The 23507-nt window shown below is 65.1% G+C and carries 22 protein-coding genes and 1 pseudogene; 4 read left to right on the forward strand and 19 right to left on the reverse strand.

The features are described 5' to 3' along the window. Positions 1 to 5 precede the first annotated feature (5 nt). Together ACSQ3D_RS22100 and ACSQ3D_RS22105 are read right to left on the reverse strand one after the other, a co-directional pair. A complete protein-coding gene (locus ACSQ3D_RS22100) occupies positions 6 to 440 on the reverse strand; it encodes a YeeE/YedE family protein (RefSeq protein WP_056412175.1) in 435 nt (144 codons plus the stop codon). 3 nt (positions 441 to 443) lie between these two features. Next, entirely contained in the window at positions 444 to 764 is a 321-nt protein-coding gene (locus ACSQ3D_RS22105; RefSeq protein WP_056412178.1) for an ArsR/SmtB family transcription factor, read from the reverse strand. Between the two features lie 74 nt (positions 765 to 838). On the opposite strand from ACSQ3D_RS22105, the gene ACSQ3D_RS22110 reads away from it, so the two are divergent. Further along, positions 839 to 1723, forward strand: coding sequence for an MBL fold metallo-hydrolase (locus ACSQ3D_RS22110; protein ID WP_056412181.1), 885 nt, complete (start codon positions 839 to 841; stop codon positions 1721 to 1723). A gap of 184 nt (positions 1724 to 1907) precedes the next feature. Here ACSQ3D_RS22110 and ACSQ3D_RS22115 read toward each other — a convergent pair whose 3' ends face one another. From ACSQ3D_RS22115 to ACSQ3D_RS22140, 6 genes are read right to left on the reverse strand one after another with little or no spacing between them, the layout of a single operon-like run. After that, positions 1908 to 3866 carry a hybrid sensor histidine kinase/response regulator gene (locus tag ACSQ3D_RS22115; protein WP_056412183.1) on the reverse strand — a complete coding sequence of 653 codons (1959 nt, stop codon included), beginning with the start codon at positions 3864 to 3866 and terminating at the stop codon, positions 1908 to 1910. Between the two features lie 3 nt (positions 3867 to 3869). Further along, on the reverse strand, positions 3870 to 4730 hold the full coding sequence (locus ACSQ3D_RS22120; RefSeq protein WP_436128405.1) for a sensor histidine kinase: 861 nt from the start codon (positions 4728 to 4730) through the stop codon (positions 3870 to 3872). Between the two features lie 10 nt (positions 4731 to 4740). Beyond that, a complete protein-coding gene (locus ACSQ3D_RS22125; RefSeq protein WP_056412189.1) occupies positions 4741 to 5712 on the reverse strand; it encodes an ATP-binding protein in 972 nt (323 codons plus the stop codon). Positions 5713 to 5741: 29 nt separating this feature from the next. After that, positions 5742 to 6146 carry an anti-sigma regulatory factor gene (locus tag ACSQ3D_RS22130; RefSeq protein WP_056412191.1) on the reverse strand — a complete coding sequence of 135 codons (405 nt, stop codon included), beginning with the start codon at positions 6144 to 6146 and terminating at the stop codon, positions 5742 to 5744. Then, positions 6136 to 6510 carry an STAS domain-containing protein gene (locus ACSQ3D_RS22135; RefSeq protein ID WP_056412195.1) on the reverse strand — a complete coding sequence of 125 codons (375 nt, stop codon included), beginning with the start codon at positions 6508 to 6510 and terminating at the stop codon, positions 6136 to 6138. The genes ACSQ3D_RS22130 and ACSQ3D_RS22135 overlap by 11 nt, the downstream gene beginning before the upstream one ends. Before the next feature lie 17 nt (positions 6511 to 6527). Further along, positions 6528 to 7376, reverse strand: a complete 849-nt coding sequence (locus ACSQ3D_RS22140) for an STAS domain-containing protein (RefSeq protein ID WP_436128340.1) — start codon at positions 7374 to 7376, stop codon at positions 6528 to 6530. Positions 7377 to 7639: 263 nt separating this feature from the next. Between ACSQ3D_RS22140 and ACSQ3D_RS22145 the strand changes: the two genes are divergently transcribed. Further along, a complete protein-coding gene (locus ACSQ3D_RS22145) occupies positions 7640 to 9334 on the forward strand; it encodes a histidine kinase famiy protein (RefSeq protein WP_436128341.1) in 1695 nt (564 codons plus the stop codon). Positions 9335 to 9408: 74 nt separating this feature from the next. Here the strand turns inward: ACSQ3D_RS22145 and bioB are convergent, their stop codons facing one another. Then, positions 9409 to 10473 carry a biotin synthase BioB gene (bioB, locus tag ACSQ3D_RS22150; protein ID WP_436128342.1) on the reverse strand — a complete coding sequence of 355 codons (1065 nt, stop codon included), beginning with the start codon at positions 10471 to 10473 and terminating at the stop codon, positions 9409 to 9411. 457 nt (positions 10474 to 10930) lie between these two features. Between bioB and ACSQ3D_RS22155 the strand changes: the two genes are divergently transcribed. Continuing rightward, positions 10931 to 11374: a hypothetical protein gene (locus ACSQ3D_RS22155; RefSeq protein ID WP_436128343.1), complete on the forward strand. Its 444-nt coding sequence runs from the start codon at positions 10931 to 10933 to the stop codon at positions 11372 to 11374. 80 nt (positions 11375 to 11454) lie between these two features. Here the strand turns inward: ACSQ3D_RS22155 and ACSQ3D_RS22160 are convergent, their stop codons facing one another. From ACSQ3D_RS22160 to scpA, 9 genes and pseudogenes are all read right to left on the reverse strand, one after another. Beyond that, the gene (locus tag ACSQ3D_RS22160; protein WP_396504623.1) at positions 11455 to 11811 is read right to left on the reverse strand and encodes a hypothetical protein; all 357 of its coding nucleotides are present in this window, start codon (positions 11809 to 11811) and stop codon (positions 11455 to 11457) included. Between the two features lie 88 nt (positions 11812 to 11899). Further along, positions 11900 to 12370 (reverse strand): VOC family protein, encoded by a 471-nt coding sequence (locus tag ACSQ3D_RS22165; protein ID WP_056412207.1) that lies wholly within the window; start codon positions 12368 to 12370, stop codon positions 11900 to 11902. A 37-nt stretch (positions 12371 to 12407) separates the two neighbouring features. Further along, positions 12408 to 13166 carry a YdcF family protein gene (locus ACSQ3D_RS22170; protein WP_436128344.1) on the reverse strand — a complete coding sequence of 253 codons (759 nt, stop codon included), beginning with the start codon at positions 13164 to 13166 and terminating at the stop codon, positions 12408 to 12410. Between the two features lie 95 nt (positions 13167 to 13261). Continuing rightward, positions 13262 to 15310 (reverse strand): acetyl-CoA carboxylase biotin carboxylase subunit, encoded by a 2049-nt coding sequence (locus ACSQ3D_RS22175; RefSeq protein WP_436128345.1) that lies wholly within the window; start codon positions 15308 to 15310, stop codon positions 13262 to 13264. 21 nt (positions 15311 to 15331) lie between these two features. Beyond that, on the reverse strand, positions 15332 to 15793 hold the full coding sequence (locus ACSQ3D_RS22180) for a PH domain-containing protein (RefSeq protein ID WP_436128346.1): 462 nt from the start codon (positions 15791 to 15793) through the stop codon (positions 15332 to 15334). Positions 15794 to 15817: 24 nt separating this feature from the next. After that, positions 15818 to 17350, reverse strand: a complete 1533-nt coding sequence (locus ACSQ3D_RS22185; protein WP_056412213.1) for an acyl-CoA carboxylase subunit beta — start codon at positions 17348 to 17350, stop codon at positions 15818 to 15820. Between the two features lie 52 nt (positions 17351 to 17402). After that, positions 17403 to 18422 (reverse strand): methylmalonyl Co-A mutase-associated GTPase MeaB, encoded by a 1020-nt coding sequence (meaB, locus tag ACSQ3D_RS22190; RefSeq protein WP_436128406.1) that lies wholly within the window; start codon positions 18420 to 18422, stop codon positions 17403 to 17405. Positions 18423 to 18620: 198 nt separating this feature from the next. Further along, positions 18621 to 18830 (reverse strand): annotated as a pseudogene (locus ACSQ3D_RS22195) (GIY-YIG nuclease family protein); the annotation flags it as partial. A gap of 281 nt (positions 18831 to 19111) precedes the next feature. Then, complete coding sequence (gene scpA / locus ACSQ3D_RS22200) at positions 19112 to 21298, reverse strand: methylmalonyl-CoA mutase (RefSeq protein ID WP_436128347.1); 2187 nt, start codon at positions 21296 to 21298, stop codon at positions 19112 to 19114. Positions 21299 to 21443: 145 nt separating this feature from the next. Here scpA and ACSQ3D_RS22205 point away from each other — a divergent pair, with 145 nt between their 5' ends. Then, positions 21444 to 22079 carry a GntR family transcriptional regulator gene (locus ACSQ3D_RS22205; protein WP_436128348.1) on the forward strand — a complete coding sequence of 212 codons (636 nt, stop codon included), beginning with the start codon at positions 21444 to 21446 and terminating at the stop codon, positions 22077 to 22079. Between the two features lie 57 nt (positions 22080 to 22136). On the opposite strand, the gene ACSQ3D_RS22210 is transcribed toward ACSQ3D_RS22205, so the two are convergent. Beyond that, positions 22137 to 23300: a diguanylate cyclase gene (locus ACSQ3D_RS22210; protein ID WP_436128349.1), complete on the reverse strand. Its 1164-nt coding sequence runs from the start codon at positions 23298 to 23300 to the stop codon at positions 22137 to 22139. Positions 23301 to 23507 lie beyond the last annotated feature (207 nt).

A 23507-nucleotide genomic window follows, 5' to 3' on the forward strand; every position in this document is an offset into this window, starting at 1 on the left:
ATGCCTCAGGTCCCGACGATGTGCCGGGCAACGAACACGGTCGCGAACCCCGCGCCCATGAAGATTGCGGTGGCGGCCAGCGACCGCAGCGACAGGCGGGAGAGCCCGCACACGCCGTGGCCGCTGGTGCAGCCAGAGCCGTAGCGCGTACCCACCCCCACCAGAATGCCGGCCATCACCAGTGCGCCAGTCCCCACATCGATCTGGGGCTGGGGCAAGTCCAGGCACAAGGTATACATCAGTGGCGCCACGAGCAAGCCTGCGACAAAAGCCGCGCGCCAGGCGACCTCCCCTTTGACGGGCTGAAGCAAGCCCCCCAGGATTCCGCTGATGCCGGCTACGCGCCCATTCAGCAGCACCAGGATGCCAGCGGCGATGCCGATCAGCACACCGCCCGCCAGCGACGACCAGGGGGTGAACGCATTCCAGTCGATGGTCATGGGTCAGTCTTTCGGGCAGTAAAGGCGATAGAGCACCGCCAGGATTTCAAGGAGCGCAGCGTCGGCCACGCTGTAGTAGATGTTCTTGCCCTGGCGGCGCGTGTTGACCACGCCTTCGGTGCGCAGCACGCCCAGTTGCTGTGACAACGTGGGCTGGCGGATGCCCAGGGCTTCCTCCAGTTCGCTCACGCACATCTCGCCTTGGGAGAGCTGACACAGCAAAAGCAGCCGATCCTCATTGGCCAGGACCTTGAGGGTTGCGACCGCCTGGCCAGCAGCACTTCGCAATGCCTCGGGGTCCAGGGTCAAAGACTTGTGTGCCATGCGCTTGATTTTTCAACTTGCAAACAATATATTGAATTATATAATCAATGTCAACATATTGAAACGGATCCCGCATGAGCCGCATCTCCATCCAGGCCTTCTTCGACAATGAGACTGGCACCGTCTCGTACGTGTTAACGGACGTGGCGAGCCGGCGCGCTGCCGTCATTGATCCCGTGCTGGACTTCGACTTCAAGTCGGGCCGCACAGGCACAAAGTCGGCCGACGCCCTGCTCGACCATCTGCAGGCGAACGCCATCACCGTCGATTGGATTCTGGAAACGCATGCCCACGCCGACCACCTTTCCGGCGCGCGGTACATCCAGCAGCAGGTGGGCGGCAAGATCGGCATCGGAGAGCGGATTCGCGAGGTGCAGTCCACGTTCAAGAAGCTCTACAACCTGGGGCCTTCATTCCTGCCCGACGGCACACAGTTCGACCATCTGTTCACGGATGGCGAGGTCTTTCATGTCGGGCAGATTCAAGCCACTGCCCTGCTGGTGCCGGGCCACACGCCTGCGGATTTGGCGTACGCCATCGACGGCGCGGTTTTCACGGGCGACACGCTGTTCATGCCCGACATCGGTACAGCGCGGGCAGACTTTCCCGGAGGCGATGCGCGCACGCTGTACCGGTCTGTTCAGCGCCTGCTGAGGCTGCCGCCCGACACCCGGGTATTCGTCTGCCACGACTATCCGCCAGAGGGACGCGAGGCCGCATGGGAAACCACGGTGGCGCAGCAGCGCGCCACGAACATCCACGTGCGCGATGGCATCAGCGAAGATGAATTCGTGGCCTTGCGAACCGCCCGCGACGCCACTCTGGACGTGCCTGCGCTCATCCTGCCGTCCATGCAGGTCAATATCCGGGCCGGCCTGCTGCCTCCGGCGGAAGACAATGGGGTCGCTTATCTGCGCATCCCGCTCAATGCCCTGCCGCAGGCACAGCCGCAGCGGTGATCGTGATGCTGGTCTGTACGTTCTGCGCAAGACACTGCCTGCCTCCCGCGGGCAGCACTGCGCAGTGCTCTCGGTGGAGGAAATCCGCTGCATGAATGTTCTGGCAGCCCTTTTCCGCGTGGACCAGCGCAACGGGATCAGCGGCTGCCGCAGAGATTTTGCTGAGTCGGCGCCGGTGCAACCGCTAAGCGGGCGATGACAAGGCCTGCAAGAGCAGGTGTGGTTGCAGTGGTTTGCCCAAGTGCAGGTCGAAGCCTGCGGCCAGCGCCCGGTCGCGGTCCTGGGGCCGCGCAAAGGCCGTGAGCGCGATGGACCGCAGGCGTGGCCGGCCGGCGGACGCTTCCAGCTCCCGGACCTTGGCAATGAGCTCGTACCCATCACGGCCCGGCAGGCCAATGTCGCTCACGAACAGGTCGGGCCATGCCTGCTCGAACTGGGCGATCGCAGCCTCGTAGCTGTCGGCCACCCGCACCCTGGCCCCTTCGTCCGACAGCACGATGCTCAGCATCTCACTGGTATCGGCGTTGTCGTCCACCACCAGGACGTCCTTGCCTTGCAAGATGCGGGATTCGTGCATGGGCAGTGCGCCATGGCCGTCTTCGGATGCCGCCTGGGACTCCTCGTACGCCACCATCAGCCGCGCGGTCATGGCCGTCCCGTGGCCCGGCCCCTGGCTGGCGGCGGAGATGGTGCCGCCGTGCAGGTCTACCAGGTGCTTGACGATGGACAGGCCCAGGCCCAGGCCGCCGTGGGCCCGGTTGCCTGGCGCTCCGCTCTGCGTGAACCGCTGGAAGAGATAAGGCACGAAGGCGGCATCAATGCCTGCGCCGTGGTCCTGCACCACCAGGGTCAGTTCGTCCCCCGTTCTGTGCAGGCGCACCTCGACCAGGCCGCCTTGCTCGGAGAACTTGATGGCGTTGGTCACGAGGTTCCACACGATCTGCTGGAAACGCGTGACGTCGAGCCACACAGGATCCTGCATGTCGGCGCAGATCACCTCCAGTTTGATCTGCCGGGCCTGGGCCGCGTCGCGCAGGGCGTCGATGGACACGCGCACCAGCTCTGCGGGGTTGGCCCATTCGCGGTGAAGGCGCAGCTTGCCAGACGCTATGCGCGAGACATCGAGGATGTCCGAGATGATCCGCCCCTGCGCCTTGGCGCCCCGCTCGATCGCGTCGATGCCGCGTGCCAGCATCTCCGGCTTGGTGTTGGGGCGCTTGAGCATGTGCACCCAGCCGGTGATGAGGGTGAGCGGGGTGCGCAGCTCATGCGACAGCACCGCCACGAAATCGTCCTTCGTGCGGCTGTGGCGCTCGGCGAGTACCCGGGCTGCCTGCTCGCGCTCCAGCAGTTCCTCGCGCCGGCGCTCGAAATCCATGCGCTCGGACAGGTCGGTGGCGATGCCGATGCGCAAACCCGGCTCCACGTGGTCGGACATGCTCCAGTCGAGCAGCACTTCCTTGCCGTCGCCCCGGATGAGCGGGAACTCGCCCTTCCAGTCCACCGCGGAACCAGACTCCATGCAGCTTTGAACGAAAGCCTGCCATGCCGAAGGCGCAAGCGATGTCACCACCTGGCCGATGAGATCGCTGCGGGGGCGCTGCAGCAGCGCCTCGGCTGCCGGATTCAGGTCGGCAAAACGCCCGAAGGCGTCGATGAGCATCATGGCCACCGGCGCCTGGTCGTAGATGGCACGAAACCGTGTTTCGCTGCGCCGCAGTTTTTCTTCCGCGGTGCGCGCACGGATCAGCGCCTGCAGCGTGGCCACCATGAGCGCGGGCTCGGCCGGGTGCACCATGTACGCATCGGCACCGGCATTGAGACCGGCCACCTTGTGCTCGCTTTGCACATACGTGGCAGACAGGTGGATGATGGGCGTGAGCTCGGTCTTTGCACCAGCGCGCAAGACCCGGCAGACTTCAAACCCGTCCATGTCCGGCAGGTGCACATCCAGCACGACAGCCGAAACATCGCGCTGCGCAGCCAGGATCGCCGCTGACCCGGTGTCCGCTTCTTCGGTGTGGAACCCCGCGGCACGGATCACCCGCGCCGTCGCATACCGGGTGACCGGGTTGTCGTCGACCACCAGCACCGTGTGCAGGCTGCGGTCGATGGTCGGCGAAATCATGGCGGATGTGGGCATGCTCTAGCTCGTGGTGCCGTCCTTGCCAGAGGGCATCTGGACAGGAACGATGACCGAAAAAACCGACCCCTCCCCAACCACGCTGTGCACGCTGACATGGCCGCCCAGCAGCTCCGCCAGCTGTTTGGACAGTGCCAGGCCCAGCCCGGTGCCGCGCAGCCGCTTCTGAATGGGGGCATTCACCTGCGTGAAATCGCTGAAGAGACTTTCCAGATGCTCGGGCGCGATGCCGATGCCGGTGTCGGAGACCGAAAAGCGCACCATGCCGCCGCCCTCCAATGTGGCAGACACCCGCACTTCGCCACGCGCCGTGAACTTGAGCGCATTGGACACGAAGTTGCGCAGGATCTGCGACAGCTTGCGGTCGTCGGTAAACAGCCGCGGCAGGCCCATGGGCTCTTCGAACACCAGGTGAAGTTCGTCGTTGTCCAGCAGCGGCTTGAACATGCCGCGCAGCGCTGCGAACAGGTCCATCATTTCAAACCATGCGGGCGATACGTCGAGCCGGCCTGCCTCGATCTTGGCCAGGTCGAGCAGGTCGTCCACCATCGTCGAGAACTCTTCGCAGGTGCTCTGGATGAACCGCACCTGGCGCTCCTGCTCCGCAGTGAGCGGCCCGTCCACATGGTCGAGCAGCAGGCGAGCGATGCTCAGCGTGGCGCCGATGGGCGTGCGGAACTCATGGCTCATGTACGACAGGAACCGGCTCTTGAGCTGGGTGGCATGCCGCAACTGATCGGCCTGCTCGTCAAGTTCTGCATACAGCGCCACCACGCCACGGTTGGTCTCTTCCAGCTCTTCCCGCAGGGCCTGAATTTCGCCCTGCAAGGCCAGCACTTCGGCCTGGCTTTGCTCCAGCCGCATTGTCAATTCTTCAGTCAAGCGCATTCCCCTGTTTCACCACCAGCACGGTGGCGTCATCACGACCCCTAGCCTGCCGCCACAGCAGCGAGGCGGCGATCAGCGTGGGGTCGCGTTGCAGCAGCGGCACCACTTCATCGGACCTCCACCGCGAGGCAATACCGTCGCTGTGCAACACCGCCAATGCATGTTCCGGCATCTCCTGCGTCGCCACCTCGGTCTTGCGCAGTTGCACGCCCACGGTGCCGTGCTGGGTGAGCATGGACCGGTCGAACACGCCAGAGAGCACACGCCCTATCACGTTGCCTGCACCGGTGTACTGCAGCCGCTGCGCCTCCATCCGCATGACGAACAGTGCCGCACCGCGCGTCGTCTGCAGGCCGGCGTGTGCATCCTGCACCAGGGTTTCCAGCGACGCAAATGGCGCTTCGGCGAAAACGTCCAGCGCAGCATCGGAGGCCTGCGCCGCATGCGGCCCATGGCCGAGGCCGTCTGCCACCACGGCGGCCAGCTTGTCGCCGTCCACCGCAACAGCCCAGCCGTCACCACATACCGTCTCGCCCGGCGCAGCAATGCTGATGGCGCCCCAGCGGCGTTGTGCCACTGCTGGCGACCCCGATGTGCGCACGCGCACCAGGCAGGCCGTGCCTTGCGCGGTGGAGTGGATGTCGAAATCGCTGGCCAACCGGCGTATGGCACCCAGGCCCGTGCCTGGCGACCCCACGCCGGTGGACACGCCGTCCTGGCTGGAGCGCTGCACGTCCGCCATCCCGGGGCCCTTGTCCAGCGCGATCACTTCCACCTCGTGCCCGGTCGGCAGCAAGGCAATCCACAACTGGCCCTCTTTCGCATGCCGGACCAGGTTGGTCCCCAGCTCCGTGACCACGATGGACAGGCGCCCCGCGTCGATCTCGCTCCAGCCCCAATCCTGCACCGTACGCGCGCAAAAGCGCCGTGCCTCGCCGACGCAGCTGCCATCGGTCATGGGAAAGGGGCGGTGGCTCCACCCGCGGCTCACTTCCACTTGGTAATGCTCACGCGTGTGCCTTGGCCAGGGGCCGAGTCCACCAGGAAATCGCTGACAAGCCGTTTGCTGCCCGGCAGGCCCAGGCCCATGCCGCCGCCAGATGTCCAGCCGTCCGTCATGGCCAGCTTCATGTCGGCAATGCCGGGGCCTTCATCCTCGAAGTGCAGCGCAAGGCCTGTCTTGGCGCCCGCTTCGAGCACCTCCCAGCGCATGCGTCCACCACCGCCATGGATCAGCGTGTTGCGAGACAGCTCGCTCGCCGCGGTGATCATCTTGGTCTGCTCGACAAGGGAGAACTTGAGCAACTGGCAGAGCGAGCGCACGGTCTGGCGGCTGGCCACGATGTGTTGCTCCGACTCCAGGGGCAGCGTGCCGGAGCGTTCAACTGACAAAGCCAGCCTCCTTGCGCACCCGGTCGAGCAATGCCAGCCCGCGCTCCACGTTCAGGGCCGTCTTCACGCCATCGAGCGACAAGCCCAGCTCCACCAGCGTGATCGCCACCGCCGGCTGCATGCCCACGACCACCGTGGTGGCCGAGAGGATGCGCGCGATGCCCGAAATGCTGGCCAGCATGCGGCCCACGAACGAGTCGACGATTTCCAGTGCAGAAATGTCGATCATCACACCGCTCGCGCCGGTCTTGGCGATGCGCTCGGCCAGGTCGTCCTGCAGCGCCAATGCGGTCTGGTCCTGCATGTCCACCTGGATGGTGACCAGCAGAGTCGAGCCCATGCGCAGTATTGGTATGCGTTCCATAAATGTGCGGGTCCGGATCAGGCCACCTGGCGGGCGATGCGCCAGCCCGTGCGCTGCAGGGCGAGCGCCAGCGCATCGGCCAGCGTGGCCTTGGTGCTGACGCCCTGCAGGTCGATGCCCAGGTGCACGATGGTCTGAGCGATCTGCGGGCGGATGCCGCTGATGATGCAGTCCGCGCCCATGAGGCGGATGGCGGTCACGGTCTTGAGCAGATGCTGGGCCACCAGCGTGTCCACGGTGGGCACGCCGGTGATGTCGATGATGGCCAGCTCCGAGCCGGTGTCCACGATGGACTGCAACAGCGTTTCCATCACGACCTGGGTGCGGTTGCTGTCCAGCGTGCCGATCATCGGCACCGCGAGCACACCCTCCCACAGCTTGACCACGGGGGTGGAGAGTTCCAGCAGCTCTTCCTGCTGGCGGGAGATGATTTCCTCGCGTGCCCTCTGGAAGGTGGTGGCGGTGAATTGCGCCATGCCGTCCACCAGCGTTGTAAGGCCCCAGAACGACGCTGGCAACTCCCCGGTGTTGGCGTTGCCTTGCGCCAGGGCTGACAGCAGCGGCTTCTTCAGCGCCAGGATGAAAACGCTGGTATTGCCAGCGCTTTGCCCCTGCGCTGCCCCCGATCGCGAGAGATTGACCAGCAACTGTTGCAGTGCAGACCACTTCGGGTCCTTGAAGGAATCGGCCTGCGCACCCTCGCCCAAACCACGGGCCAGCAAGGAGGCTATTTCCTCCGCATCGGCCACCGCCGACCGCGGGAGGCTCGCATTGTGGGTTCTGGCTTCTTGGATCCACTCCGCAATGATCGCTGCCCGCTTGCTGTCCTGCAGCGCATCCAAGATCTGGGTCGTCAAGTTGTTCATTGGGTTCTCGTTGAAATGAATGCCAGGCCAGCCAGCACGCCTGACAGCCTTGTAAGTCATTGTAGGAGGCGGCGGGCGCAAGCACGGTTTTTGCAATCAATGCGCGCGATGTCGAGGCGTTGTCCTACGCCTGAATGCGCTTGAAAACACCGAACTCCTGTCACCATCGCCGTCGCCAGGTGATCCGCCTCCCCCTCACAGCATCGTGTGTCTCAAGCACTTGTCCTGCACAACCGCCCATTCCTTTTTCGGTCCAATACCGCATGAGCTCCGAACCAGAAAAGCCGCCCATCACTGGATCCACAGCGCCCGAGGTGTCGCTGATAGGGTCGAATGTGAACACCATCACTGACCACTCCAGCGACATCTTTTTCACTGCCATCGAAACCACGCGCATGCCCATGCTCGTGACGGACCCCCGGCAACCCGACAACCCCATCGTGTTCGCCAACCGCGCATTCCTGTCGATGAGCGGCTACTCGCGCGAAGAAATCGTGGGCTCCAACTGCCGTTTTCTCCAGGGCCCCGGCACCGACCGCACCACGGTGGCATCGCTGCGGCAAGCGATTGCGGACCGCACCGAGATCACCACGGAAATCCTGAACTACCGCAAGGACGGCACCTCCTTCTGGAATGCGCTGTACATATCGCCGGTCTACAACAAGGATAAGGAACTCGTCTACTTCTTCGCATCGCAACTGGACGTGAGCCGGCGCCGCGACGCGGAGCAGGCCTTGGCCCAGGCGCAGAAGATGGAAGCGCTCGGGCAGTTGACGGGGGGCATATCGCACGACTTCAACAACCTGCTGCAGGTGATCTCCGGCCACCTGGAAATCCTCAAGCGCCGTGTGAAGACCCACAAAGGCGACGAAGCAGTGCTGGCAAGCGCCGACAGCGCCGCGGCGGCCGTCAAGAAAGCCTCGACGTTGACCCAGCAACTGCTCGCTTTCGCGCGCAAGCAGCGCCTGGAGGGCCGGCCCATCAACCTGAACACGGCGGCCGAAAACATCCGCAGCCTGATCGAGGACACCGTGGACGGCGGCATCGCGCTGCAGATGGACCTGGCGCCTGACCTGGCCAACTGCCAGGTGGACCCCACGCAACTTGAACTGGCCATCCTCAACATCATCACCAACGCGCGCGATGCGATGCCGCACGGCGGCCAGGTGTCCGTGTCCACCTCCAATGTGCAGGTCACCGGGGCCGACGTGACCGCGTTCGGAGGCCTGCGGCCCGGAGCCTACGTGTCGATGACCATCACCGACACCGGGGAAGGCATCCCGCCCGAGCTCATCAAGCAGGTGGTCAACCCCTTCTTCACCACCAAGCCCGAAGGCAAGGGCACGGGCCTTGGGTTGTCGATGGTGTATGGCTTTGCCAAGCAGTCCGGCGGCACGGTCAACCTTTATTCAGAAGTCGGCATCGGAACGACGGTACGGCTGTACTTTCCGGCCACCACCCAGGCATCCAGCTACCGCGAAAGCCGCGACGACGAGTCGTCCGAGCGCGGCGGCTCCGAGAAAATCCTGGTGGTGGACGACCGCCGAGAGGTCGCCGACCTGGCGGGCGCCATGCTGGAGAGCCTGGGCTACAGCGTCCACATCGAGACCGATGCCGCCACTGCGCTGGCGTGGATCGGAGAGCCCGGCAGCGACACCAGGCCGGACATGGTGTTCTCGGACGTGTTGATGCCAGGGGGCATGAACGGCTTCATGCTGGCGCGCGAACTGCGCAGGCGCCACCCCCAGATCGCCATCCTGCTCACCACAGGGTATGCCGGCGACGGGAACATGACGGACGACATCGAGGGTGTCGAGTTCGACATCCTGAAGAAGCCCTACGGCATGAAAGACCTGGCCCGGCGCGTGCGGCTGGCGTTGGACGGCCACACCGGTGCGCGGGTGAAGTCACAGGCGCCCAGAGTGCGCCCGGCCAACGAGGGCCCGGCGACGGAATAAAGGAACAGCCGACCTGCAGCAGCCGGCCAAGACTCGGCGACGCGCGCAGGCCGCTCGCGTCGGCCCGGCAAAAATCAGCAATGTGACTGACCGAGGTCGCCATGCCCATCATGCGCCGCAGCGGTGCGGTGGCCGTTGAGTCCAAGCTTGGCCAGCAGTTGCACGTCGGCATCGACATCCGGATTGCCGGTGACCAGCAGCTTGTCGCCGTAGAAGATGGAATTGGCACCCGCCAGAAAGCACAGCGCCTGCACGGCCTCGCCCATCTGCTGGCGGCCCGCCGACAGGCGCACGCGCGCCTTGGGCATGGTGATGCGCGCCACGGCGATCATCCGCACGAAGTCCAGCGGGTCGATGGGCTCGCTGTCTGCCAGCGGCGTGCCCGGCACACGCACCAGGCTGTTGATGGGCACGGACTCGGGGTACGGGTTCAGGTTGGCCAGTTGCGCGATCAGGCCTGCACGGTGCACGGGCGCTTCACCCATCCCCACAATGCCGCCGCAGCACACGCTGATGCCGGCGCCGCGCACGTGTTGCAGGGTGTCCAACCGGTCCTGGTAGGCGCGGGTGCTGACGACATCGGTGTAGTACTCGGGTGCGGTGTCCAGGTTGTGGTTGTAGTAGTCGAGCCCGGCATCCTTCAGGGCGTGCGCCTGGTGGGCTTCCAGCATGCCCAGCGTGGCGCAGGTCTGCAGGCCCAGGTCCTTCACGGCCGTGATCAGCTCGCTCATCTTCTCGATGTCACGGTCCTTGGGCGCTCGCCAGGCCGCTCCCATGCAAAAACGGGTGGCGCCCGCATCCTTGGCAGCCTGGGCGGCGCGCACCACCTCGTCCACCTCCATGAGCTTTTGCGCCTTCACGCCGGTGTCGAACTCGGCCGCCTGCGGGCAATAGCCGCAGTTTTCGGGGCAGCCGCCGGTCTTGACCGACAGCAGCGTGGCCAGTTCGATATCGCCTGCGGGCCAATGCTGCCGGTGCACGGTCTGCGCTTCGAACAGCAGGTCCATCAGCGGCTTGTCGAGCAGCGCCTGGATGGCTTCGAGCGACCAGGCGCCCTTCTGAGCGGCTGGCGGGGTGCGACGGTGCACCTGCACCGTGGTGTGCGAGGACGACTTCGGCGTAGCGGCAAGGGTAGACATCGAGTGGTTTCCTTTCGAGACGTCTGCAGAACACCATGTGGCACATGGGTGACCCCGGGTTTTTCTGCAAAAGGTGGTCAAGCCTGACGCCCACGGTGTCGACGGGCCATCGGGCTGCGAGTGAGAGCGGATTCTGGAGGAGAAAAAGGTGCGGATGATTCCCCTGTGGTCACAAAAAGTGCCAACCCAGAGAGTGCGCTAACGCCGCCCAATTCACAGATCCTGTTGGCGTCTGTAGCCTGCAAATCGCCGGCATTTGCGCTGCGTTGAAAGCAGGGAATTTTTTGATGTGCGTGGCGCTGCGTAACGTGCGCTCTTCTGACGCGATCTGCCGTGGATACGGACCACGAACCTGCTGAAATTGAACGGAGTTGCCGAGTGATCGCATCCAAGCCGGCGGCTCACCGTTGGGTTGTGATGGCGCGGTGGGTCTGGCTCCGTGGCTATGATCGAACCCATGAAATTCATCCGTGCTGCCACCCTGGGCCTCGCGCTGTTCGCTGCGGCCCTCCCGTCCCAAGCGGGCATCTACTCGGACGACATGGCCAAGTGCCTTGTCTCCTCCACCACCGATGCCGATCGCACCTTGCTCGTACGCTGGATCTTTGCAACGACTGCGCTGCACCCGGATTTGGCGACCATTGCCTCGGTGACGTCAGCTCAGCGCGATGCCATGAACCAGGACGCGGCGAAGCTGCTGGAAAGACTGCTCACCGTCACCTGCCGCCAGCAGACGAAGGAGGCCCTCAAAAACGAAGGGAACATAGCGCTGCAGCAGAGTTTTCAGGTGCTGGGGCAAGTGGCGATGCGATCAATGATGACCAATCCCGCAGTGGCGCGCGGTTTTGAAAGTCTCGGCAAGCATCTGGACGAAAAGAAAATGCAGGATCTTTCCAAGTAACTGCGTGCGCCGCGCAAAACCGGCACAGTGAACGCCCCTCGGAGTGCGCCGTCCATAGCGCACCCATCCGGACTGCGGCCTCAGCGCCGCACCAACTCTTCCAATGCTTGGCGGATGGCCTGGGGTTTGTCGTTGTCGCCCTCAAACGCACTGCAGCTCGGGGCGTAGAGCTGTTCGCGCCCCCTGGCGCCCACCACCGCATAGGCTTTCTCGCAGTCGCACCGCAGTTGCGCCAGTGTCTGCTGCGTCCTGACGTTCTTCACACGGGCGACCCAGCAGCTGTCCGCGCAGCCGCAAGACCGGTACTCCAGCACCTCGCCCGAGTGTGCCCATTCCAACGGATAAGTGCCCGAGCCGCCCGCAGCCACCGCCAGACCGGATGCGCTGGCAACAGCCGCGGCCAGCGCAATGGCGACCAGGCCGGGGAGGTTTTTCACCTTTCGCAGGCTGCCCAAGGCGCGGGTGGTACCCACAGGCAGCCGCCATCGCGGTGGGCATCTGACCGCCATGGGTTGCATGGATGGTTCAGCCCAGGGCCGCGATCACGTCGGCGGGTGCCTGCACCAGTTCGATGAGCACACCCTCGCCCGCAATCGGAAACTCGTCATTGCTCTTGGGGTGCAAAAAGGTGATGTCGTAGCCCGCCGCCCCCTTGCGAATTCCGCCCGGCGCAAACCGCACGCCCTGGGCGGTGAGCCACTCCACCGCCTGGGGCAGGTCGTCGATCCACAGGCCGATGTGGTTGAGCGGCGTGGTGTGCACTGCCGGCTTCTTGTCGATGTCCAGCGGCTGCATGATGTCCACCTCCACCTTCCAGGGCCCCTGCCCCATCGCCAGGATGTCTTCGTCGACGTTCTCGCGTTCGCTCTGGAAGGTGCCGGTCTGTTCCAGGCCGAGCATGTCCACCCACAGGGTTTTCATGCGCTGCTTGTCGGTACCGCCGATGGCGACTTGCTGGATGCCCAGCACTTTGAAGGGGCGTGTGGAAATGGTCATGGGCCGGTCTACCTCTTTGCAATCTTGTGAAAACGTGTCACACCTCGCGCAGCAACCAGCTGCTGGCCATGGCGAAATACTCGCGCAGCCAGGCGTTGTAGCGGATGTAGAGCGGTGTGGGTGCAGCCACCGGAATGGCCTGCGTGAAGCCCATCTTGCGGGCGATGCGCTGGGCGCGCACGGTGTGGAAGTCGCTGGTCACCACGGCCAGGGCCGAGTCCAGGCCCACGCCCTGCGCCTGCATCAGCGGCAGGCTGTACTGCAGGTTCAGCTCGGTGCTGGTGCTGCGCTCTTCTTGCAGGATGCGGCCCGGCGCCATGCCCTGCTCGCGCAGGTAGTTGCCCATGACCTGACCTTCACTCAGGGTCTCGCCAAAGTCCACGCCCCCGGACACCACCAGCCAGGCCTGCGGATGCAGGGTCGCCAGTTCGCGCGCCTTGTCCAGGCGCGCGCGCAGCGCGGGCGACGGCTGTGCACGGGGTGTGCCGCTGCCCAGTACCACGATCGCCTTCAAGGGCGCAGCATGGGCAGCGCCCTCGAACTGGCGCACCTGCTGCGCGAGCCAGGCCCAGAACACCGCCACGCTGATGACCCACACGGCCATCAGCAGCCAGCCTGCGCGCCACGCCAGCCGACCCCAGCGCCTGCCGGACAGCCATGCCTGCACGCGGTGCCACGACAGCGCCAGTGCACACAGCGCCAGGCCCAGCACGCCCGGCAAGGTCACGCCGAGCATGAAGAAGCCTTGGCCCATGAGCGCCAGCGCATCGGCCAGCAGCACGACACCTGCCAGCAAGCTGGCTGCGCGCGCCCAAGGCCAGCGGCGCTGGGAGCCGGCGGGACGCCCCGGGAGCAGGTCTAGAGTGATCCGCGTTGACGATGCAGCCTGGATCAAGCGAACTCCAGAATGACTTGGTCCACCGCCAGCGACTCACCCTTGCCGGCCATCACCTTGCCCACCACTCCGTCCTGTGCGGCAAACAGGATGTTCTCCATCTTCATGGCTTCAATGACCGCCAGCTTTTCGCCGGCCTGTACATTCTGGCCTGGCTGCACCGCCACATCCACCAGCAGGCCGGGCATGGGCGACAGCAAAAACTTGGACAGATCCGGCGGTGCCTTGAAAGGCATCAGCTGGTGCAGGCGTGCCCCCAGCGGCGACAGCACGACGGCGTCGATCTGCGTGCCGTTGTGCACAATGCGCAGCGCCAGCGGGTTCTTGCCAGCGCCCCGCTCCACCTGCGCGGTGAAGCCCACGCCGTTGCACTGGCCCTGCACGCGGATCTGGCCCAGCGTGGCGGCGCTACTGATTTGATAGCTTCTGCCGCCCACTGCCACGACGCTGGAGCCTGATTTGTCCTGAAAATCGGTCACCGACACCGCGTGGTGTTCGTTCTGGCCCTCGGCGCCCATTACCACCACCACGAACTGCTCGCCCACCTTGACCTCGTGCCCCGCCAGTTGCCCGCTGATGCCGGATGCCCGCGCGCGGTAGCGGCGGTTCATGAAGGCGGCCAGCGCCACCAGGAACAGCGGGTCTTCGTGCGGCACATCTTCGGCATGGAAGCCCTTGCCGTAGTGCTCGGCGATGAAACCGGTGTTGAACTCGCCCGTCACGAATTTCGGGTGGGCCAGCAGGGCGGCTTGGAAGGGGATGTTGCTGCTGATGCCGCGGATCACGAAGCCATTGAGCGCCGCGCGCATCTTGGCAATGGCGTGGTTGCGGTCGGTGCCGTGCACGATGAGCTTGGCGATCATCGAGTCGTAGTACATCGGGATCTCGCCGCCCTCGTACACGCCCGTGTCCACGCGCACACCGAGCTTCTTGTCGGTGTCGCCCTGGAACATGGTCTCCTCGGGCGGCTGAAAGCGCACCAGGCGGCCTGTGGAAGGCAGGAAGTTGCGGAACGGGTCTTCGGCGTTGATGCGGCACTCGATGGCCCAGCCGTCGCGCTTCACGTCGGCCTGGGTCAACGGCAGTTTTTCACCCGCAGCCACGCGGATCATCAGCTCCACCAGGTCCAGGCCGGTGATGCATTCCGTCACCGGGTGCTCCACCTGCAGGCGCGTGTTCATCTCGAGGAAGTAGAAGTCCTGGTCCTTGCCGACCACGAACTCCACCGTGCCGGCCGACTGGTACTTGACCGCCTTGGCCAACTGCACCGCCTGCTCGCCCATGGCCTTGCGCGTGGCATCAGAGATGAAAGGCGATGGTGCCTCTTCGATCACCTTCTGGTGGCGGCGCTGGATGGAGCATTCGCGCTCGTTCAGGTAGATCACGTTGCCGTGGCTGTCGCCCAGCACCTGGATCTCGATGTGGCGCGGCTCCTGCACGAACTTCTCGATGAAGATGCGGTCATCGCCAAAGCTGTTGCGGGCCTCGTTCTGGCAGCTGGTGAAGCCTTCGAACGCTTCCTTGTCGTTGAAAGCCACGCGCAGGCCCTTGCCGCCGCCGCCGGCCGACGCCTTGATCATCACGGGGTAGCCGATGCCCTTGGCGATCTCCACCGCCTGCTCGGGGCCAGCAATGGCGTCGTTGTAGCCAGGGATGGTGTTGACCTGGGCCTCGTTGGCCAGCTTCTTGGACGCGATCTTGTCGCCCATGGCCGCGATCGAATGCGCCTTGGGGCCGATGAAGGCAATGCCCTCGTCCTCGCAGCGTTTGGCAAAGGCCTCGTTCTCCGACAGGAAACCGTATCCGGGGTGGATGGCCTGGGCGCCGGTCTCTTTGGCGGCCGCGATGATCTTGTCGGCCAGCAGGTACGACTCGCGGCTGGGTGCGGCACCGATGTGCACGGCTTCGTCGGCCAGCTTGACGTGGCGGGCCTCACGGTCGGCGTCGGAGTAGACGGCGACGGTGGCGATGCCCATTTTCTTGGCCGTAGCGATGACCCTACACGCTATTTCGCCCCGATTCGCGATCAGGATTTTTGTGAACATGACGAGTTCCTCAAAAGAAATTCAAAAACCAGTAACTAGTACAGATGGGCAGCGCTCGCGCAGAGCATCGATAAAGCGTTGCTTTTCGCGCGGCGATATCAGAATGCTGCGGCCTTGGCCGTAGCGGATGCGCAGTCGGTCCAGCGACAGCGCCGGCGAAGACACCCAGCTGCGGGACGGCAACACCTCGCGCACGTCGCCGAGCGCAATGCGCCAGCGCAAGGGGCCACTGCGAACCAGCAGTTCCTCCGCGGTCAAGGTGTAGCTGGTGTCCAGCAGCAACCACAGGGGCAACACCAGCGTCAGAGCAAACACCACGGCGATCAGGCTCAGCATTGTCTTGTCGTGCAACACCCCGGCATTGAACGCCAGCGGCACCACCGTCACCGCCACCGAGGTGATGGCAAACAGGCCCGCCAGCGGACCGATGGCCAGTAGCCAGGAGTCCACCCGGGAAGTGAAGAATGCGCGGGACTGGGCCATGGCCTGACTTGTGGAGGCCAGCGTTTACAACGGGATGTTCCCGTGCTTGCGCCACGGGTTCTCGAGCTTCTTGTCGCGCAGCATGACCAGTGAACGGCAGATGCGCTTGCGCGTCTCGTGCGGCAGGATCACGTCGTCGATAAAGCCCCGCGCACCCGCCACGAACGGGTTGGCAAAGCGTTCCTTGTATTCCGACTCGCGGGCGGCCAGCTTGACGGGGTCGTTCTTGTCTTCGCGGAAGATGATCTCCACCGCGCCCTTGGCGCCCATCACCGCGATTTCGGCCTGCGGCCAGGCCAGGTTCACGTCGCCGCGCAGGTGCTTGGAGCTCATCACGTCGTACGCGCCGCCGTAGGCCTTGCGGGTGATGACGGTGATCTTGGGCACGGTGCACTCGGCGTACGCGTACAGCAGCTTGGCGCCGTGCTTGATGATGCCGCCATATTCCTGGCTGGTGCCGGGCATGAAGCCGGGCACGTCGACAAAGGTGACCACGGGAATGTTGAACGCATCGCAAAAGCGCACGAAGCGCGCGGCCTTGATGCTGGACTTGATGTCCAGGCAGCCGGCCAGCACCAGGGGCTGGTTGGCCACGATGCCCACGGTCTGGCCTTCCATGCGGGCCAGGCCGATGACGATGTTCTTGGCGTAGTCGGGCTGCAGCTCGAAGAAGTCGCCGTCGTCCACCACCTTGGTGATCAGCTCCTTCATGTCGTAGGGCTTGTTGGCGTTTTCGGGCACCAGCGTGTCGAGGCTGCGGTCCATGCGGTCGGCCGGGTCGTTGCTCGGGCGCACGGGCGGCTTTTCGCGGTTGTTCAGCGGCAGGTAGTTGTACAGGCGGCGCAGCATCATCAGCGCCTCCACGTCGTTCTCGAACGCCATGTCGGCCACGCCGCTCTTGGTGGTGTGGGTGCTGGCGCCGCCCAGTTCCTCGGCCGTGACTTCTTCGTGCGTCACGGTCTTGACCACCTCGGGGCCGGTGACGAACATGTACGAGCTGTCCTTGACCATGAAGATGAAGTCGGTCATGGCCGGGGAGTACACGGCGCCGCCGGCGCAGGGGCCCATGATCATGCTGATCTGCGGGATCACGCCGCTGGCCAGCACGTTCTTCTGGAACACGTCGGCATAGCCGCCCAGGCTGGCCACGCCTTCCTGGATGCGCGCGCCACCGGAGTCGTTCAGCCCGATGACCGGCGCGCCGACCTTCATGGCCTGGTCCATCACCTTGCAGATCTTCTCGGCATGGGTTTCAGACAAGGCACCGCCGAACACGGTGAAGTCCTGGCTGAAGACGAACGCCAGGCGCCCGTTGATCATGCCGTAGCCGGTGACCACGCCGTCGCCCGGAACACGCGAGTCTTCCATGCCGAAGTCGGTGCAGCGGTGCTCGACGAACATGTCCCATTCTTCGAAGGTGCCGTCGTCCATCAGCAGCTCGATGCGTTCGCGCGCGGTGAGCTTGCCCTTGGCGTGCTGCGCGTCGATGCGCTTTTGCCCGCCACCCAGGCGTGCCTGGGCGCGCTTTTTCTCCAGTTGATCCAGGATGTCTTGCATGGTCGTCCTTTGGTGAAATTTCGGTGAAATGGTCAGGGGAGCTGTTTGCTACTTATTTGATAGCTGGTGGCGCTTGCGGGGATTGCGCAAGCAGCAAATTTCTGGCCGCAGTGGACGCAGCGATGCGCCCTGCGATCACATCGGCTTGCATCTGGGGCAGCAGCTCTTTCACGGCGGCGTGCTGGCGGAACGCGAGCTTGAGGCCCGCGTCGATGCGCTCCCACATCCAGGCGAGCGATTGTTTTTCGCGCCGCGCTGCCAGGCGGCCGTTGGTGGACTGCATGTCGCGAAACAGTGCCACGGTGGTCCAGAAAGCATCCACCCCCTGCCCCAGCAAAGCGCTGATCTGCAGCACGCGGGGTTGCCACAGTGCGCCGTGCGTCGCGTGGTCGGGGTTGCCGTGCATGCCGAGCAGGCGCAGGCTGGATGTGATCTGCGCCTCGGCCCGCGTGGCGGCGTTCTTGTCGATGTCAGCCTTGTTGATGACGACCAGGTCGGCGATCTCCATCACGCCCTTCTTGATCGCTTGCAGGTCGTCGCCGGCGTTGGGCAACTGCATGAGCACGAACATGTCCGTCATGCCCGCCACCGCGATCTCGCTCTGGCCCACGCCCACGGTCTCGACGATGACGACGTCGTAGCCCCCGGCCTCGCAGACCAGCATGGCCTCGCGGGTCTTCTCTGCCACGCCGCCCAGGGTGCCGCTCGACGGGCTGGGGCGGATGTAGGCCTTGTCGTGCACCGACAGGTGCTCCATGCGCGTCTTGTCGCCCAGGATGGAGCCGCCCGAGACGGTGCTGGACGGGTCGATGGTGAGCACGGCCACGCGGTGGCCCAGGCCGATGAGGTACAGGCCGAGGGCCTCGATGAAGGTGGACTTGCCGACGCCGGGTACGCCGCTGATGCCCAGGCGAAAGGCCTGGCCGGTGTGGGGCAGCAGCGCGGTGAGCAGCTCGTCCGCCTGCGCGCGGTGGTCGGCGCGGGTGGATTCGAGCAGCGTGATGGCCTTGGACATGGCGCGGCGCTGGATGGGGCCGGCGGGGCCGGTGATTCCATCGAGCAGTGAGTGCAATGGTTTGGGCCGGCCTTCGACAGGCTCAGGCTGAACGGTCGGGGGTGTGCAGGCGCCCGCGGCGATGGGCATGCGTCCACTCAACCGTTCGGGCTGAGCTTGTCGAAGCCGGGAGACATCCGCAACCTTGCCGCGTGAACTTGCCAGCACCTGCAGACGCTCCCAATCACCCGCCATCAGCGCTTCCTTCTTGGCCCGAGACCAGCCTTTGACCTGCTGCTCAAACGCAATGGCGCCCTCACGGGTTTCAAACTCGCCCTGCCAGACAAGCTCCACAGGCTTTCGCAGCGGCGTGTAGCCGATGTCTCCATTGGCATGCTGCTGCATGCGCGGATCCATGTCATCGGTGTGGCCCACGTAATAAGACCCGTCGGCACAACGAAGGATGTAGACGTAGAAGGGGCGCATGCTTCAGTGATTGACCAGACCGGACGTTCGCACCCCGCCACGGCGTTCAGTCCCAGCCACCCAAAGCCGTTCAGCCTGAGCCTGTCGAAGGCCATCAAAGGTCTGCGCCCTGGCTTCGACGAGCTCAGCCCGAACGGACAGGAACCCACCGTGGTCAAGGGTGCGCTCAGCCTGATGACTCCCAAACCGTTCAGCCTGAGCTTGTCGAAGGCCGTCACGGGTTCCGGCCCCTGCTTCGACAGGCTCAGCCCGAACGGATGGGGTGACCGAGAGCTGGCTCGTCACGCCGCCACCGCCTTGCGAATCTGCTCCAGCACATCCTTGGCGCTCGCCGGGATGGGCGTGCCGGGGCCGTAAATGCCCTTCACGCCCGCTTCGTACAAATGCTCATAGTCCTGCGCCGGGATCACCCCGCCCACGAACACGATGATGTCGTCGGCGCCCTGGTCCTTGAGCGACTGGATGATGGCGGGCACCAGCGTCTTGTGGCCGGCGGCCAGCGTGCTCACGCCCACGGCGTGCACGTCGTTTTCAATCGCCTGGCGCGCGCACTCCTCGGGGGTCTGGAACAGCGGGCCCATGTCCACGTCGAAGCCCAAGTCGGCAAAGGCCGTGGCCACCACCTTGGCGCCGCGGTCGTGGCCGTCCTGGCCCAGCTTGGCGATCATGACGCGGGGCCGGCGGCCCTCGGTGTCGGCAAATTCGTTGATTTCAGCCTTGAGCTTGTCCCAGCCTTCGGCCGAGTCATAGGCGGCTGCGTACACACCGGTCACCTTTTGCGTATCGGCACGATGGCGGCCGAAGACCTTCTCCAGCGCATCGCTCACCTCGCCCACCGTGGCGCGCAGGCGCACCGCCTTGATCGCCAGGTCGAGCAGGTTGCCGCTGCCGTCTTCTGCTGCAGAAGTGAGAGCATCCAGCGCTTGCTGGACCAGCGCTGGGTCGCGGCTGGCCCTGATGTTTTTCAGGCGCTCGATCTGCCCGTCGCGCACCTTCACGTTGTCGATCTGCAGGATGTCGACCCGGTCTTCCTTGGCCAGCTTGTACTTGTTGACACCGACGATCACGTCCTTGCCGCTGTCGATGCGTGCCTGCTTTTCAGCCGCAGCCGCCTCGATCTTGAGCTTGGCCCAGCCGCTGTCCACGGCCTGGGTCATGCCGCCCATGGCCTCGACCTCTTCGATGATCTTCCAGGCGGCGTCCATCATGTCCTGGGTGAGCTTTTCCATCATGTAGCTGCCGGCCCAGGGGTCCACCACGTTGGTGATGTGCGTCTCTTCCTGGATGATGAGCTGCGTATTGCGCGCGATGCGCGAGCTGAACTCGGTGGGCAGCGCAATGGCCTCGTCGAGCGCATTGGTGTGCAGGCTCTGCGTGCCGCCAAACACGGCGGCCATGGCCTCTATGGTGGTACGCACGATGTTGTTGTACGGGTCCTGCTCCGTCAGCGACCAGCCCGAGGTCTGGCAGTGCGTGCGCAGCATCAGGCTCTTGGGGTTCTTGGCACCGGTCTCCTTCATGATGCGGCACCACAGCAGGCGCGCGGCGCGCATCTTGGCGACTTCCAGGTAGAAGTTCATGCCGATGGCCCAGAAGAAGCTCAGGCGCCCCGCGAACTCGTCCACGTCCAGGCCCGAGGCGATGGCCGTCTTCACGTATTCCTTGCCGTCGGCCAGGGTGAAGGCCAGCTCCAGCGCCTGGTTGGCGCCCGCCTCCTGCATGTGGTAACCCGAGATCGAGATCGAGTTGAACTTGGGCATATTGCGTGCCGTGTAGCCAATGATGTCGCCGATGATGCGCATCGAGGGCTTGGGCGGGTAGATGTAGGTGTTGCGCACCATGAACTCTTTCAGAATGTCGTTCTGAATGGTTCCCGAGAGCTGGTCTTGCGACACGCCCTGCTCTTCCGCCGCCACCACGTAGCCCGCCAGCACGGGCAGCACGGCGCCGTTCATGGTCATGGAGACGCTCACCTTGTCCAGCGGAATCTGGTCGAACAGGATCTTCATGTCCTCCACCGAATCGATGGCCACGCCGGCCTTGCCCACGTCGCCGGTCACACGGGGATGGTCGCTGTCGTAGCCGCGGTGGGTGGCCAGGTCGAACGCCACGCTCACGCCCTGCCCGCCCGCGGCCAGCGCCTTGCGGTAGAAGGCGTTCGATTCTTCGGCGGTGGAAAAGCCCGCGTACTGGCGGATGGTCCACGGCCGCACCGCATACATGGTGGCCTGCGGGCCGCGCAGGTAGGGCTCGAAGCCCGGCAGCGTGTTGGCGTACGGCAGGCCCGCGGTGTCTTCGGCGGTGTACAGCGGCTTGACGGTGATGCCGTCGGGCGTCACCCAGTTGAGCGCTTCGACATTGCCACCCGGGGCGGACTTGGCTGCGGCCTTGGCCCAGGCCTGCAGCGACGCGGGTGCAAACTCGGGCGTCGGCGTTGCGGACGGTGCGTTGTGGGGCGTGTCACTCATGGCGAAGCGGTCTCCGAAGATGGCAGTGGGCTGGGGGCGGGCGATGCGCTGCAAGCTGCGCCGGGAGCCTCCCCCGATGTGGCGGCGAGTTTACATCATTCATAATTATTGATTCAAAATATTCCTCCCCGCTTACAATCCGCCCATGTCCGCTGTCACCCTCACGCCCCGCGCCCTCTATGAAGAAGTTGCTGAGCAACTGCGCCAGCGCATCTTCCGGCGCGAGCTGGAGCCCGGCAGCTGGATCGACGAGCTCAAGATCGCCGAGGAGTTCGGCATCAGCCGCACCCCTCTGCGCGAGGCACTGAAGGTGCTGGCCGCCGAGGGCCTGGTCACGATGAAGGTGCGCCGTGGCGCCTATGTGACCGAGATGAGCGAGAAGGACCTGCGTGACGTGTACCACCTGCTGAGCCTGCTGGAGAGCGATGCCGCCGGCGTGGTGGCCACCACGGCCAGCCCTGCCCAGTTGCAGGCGCTGCAGGACCTGCACGCCGAGCTGGAGGCCGCGGCCAGCGAGCGGGAGCGCTTCTTTGCGGTGAACGAGCGCTTTCACATGCTGCTGCTGGAGCTGGCCGACAACCGCTGGCGCAGCCAGATGGTGGCCGACCTGCGCAAGGTGATGAAGCTCAACCGCCACAACTCGCTGTTCAAGCAGGGGCGCATCGAGGATTCACTGAACGAGCACCGCGCCATCCTGGCCGCCATGGTGGCCCGCGATGCCAAGGCGACGATGAAGGCCATGCAGGCCCACTTTGCGCACGGACTGGAAGCCGCGACCTGAACTGATCCACCCTCCTGCCCCGCCGGCAATGCAACCCCGGCTATGGGCCGCGGCGCATCAGCCCGCCATCTCCACCCTATTGCGCCCCGCGGCCTTGGCGATGTAAAGCGCCTCGTCCGCGCGGCGCAGCAGGTCGCTGAAGCTCCGGTCGCCCTCGCCTGCAGCGGCCACGCCCATCGACACGGTCATCGGGATCAGCGCGCCGCCCGCGTGCAGCGGCTCCCGGGCCACCAGCGCGCGCAGGCGCTCGCCGGCGGTCAGCGCGGCGGCAGCGTCGAGCCCGTCCCACAGCACCACGAACTCCTCGCCCCCATGGCGCGCCGCCAGGTCGCTGCCGCGGCACGCGGCGCGCAGGTGCTCGGCCACATGGCGCAGCGCCACGTCGCCCAGCTCGTGGCCGTGCCGGTCGTTGATGGCCTTGAAGTGGTCGATATCGATCACGGCCAGGGCCAGGCTGCGCCCCTGCGGCTGCTGCCGCTCGGCGAACCGCCGCTCCCCCACGGTGACCAGCGTGCGCCGGTTGGGCAGGCCGGTGAGGTAGTCGGTGGATGCGGCCAGCTCCCATTGGCGGCCGATGCGTTCGGAGCACATCAGCAAGAAGGCCGTGGTGCCCACCACGGGCAGCAGCGCCGTGACCATGGGGCTGGCGATGTTGATCCAGGCCCCGTCGCCGGTGATGTCGAACGACGGGCTGACGCCCCGCCCCACGAAATACGCCGCCCGGAACACCATGAACCCCGCCACCATGGCAAACAGCCCAGCCACCACGCGGCGGCTGTGCACGCCCTCGGGTGCCTTCTGCGAGACCAGCAGCATGAAGCTTGCGAGCAGCAGCAAGGTGCAGCAGGCCGACAGAATGAACACGCGCATCCGGGTGTCGGGCGCAACCACCGCAAACCACAGGATGCCGATGAACCCGACCAGGGCCGGGGCGAACAGCCAGCGGGGGTCGGGCAAGCCGTAGAACTGGCGCAATGCGCGCAGGTAGCCCGTGCAGCCCAGCATGACCAGGCCGTTAGCCAGTGGCGACGCCACACCCAGCGGCATCTGGTACTGGAACGCGTACAGCACTGCGCTGCCCGCCAGCAGCAGCGTGGCGGTGCGCCAGGTCTCGGTACACGGGCGCAGCGCCGCCGGAAAGTCCTTGCGCATCAGGCCCAGCACCCACCCGTTGGCCAGCATCATCAGCATGACGACAATGAAGATGGTGACGGGATCCATGGCAATGACGGGGGATGTGGGCAGGGTGCGGTGGGTCAGGGTCGATGGGCGTGCGGCCAACGGCCTGGCGGCCCGTGGCCGGAGCGTCCAAGGTGGGGCATTGTGGCTGAGCCGGGCCCGGGGCACGCCGGGGATTTGCGCTTGCCCTTCCGGCCCGAGTGCCATGCCGCCACGCAGCGGGGCCACCCTGACTGTGACCAGATGCAC

It is taken from the genome of Acidovorax sp. LjRoot117, from assembly GCF_964252695.1.
GTDB lineage: Bacteria > Pseudomonadota > Gammaproteobacteria > Burkholderiales > Burkholderiaceae_C > Acidovorax.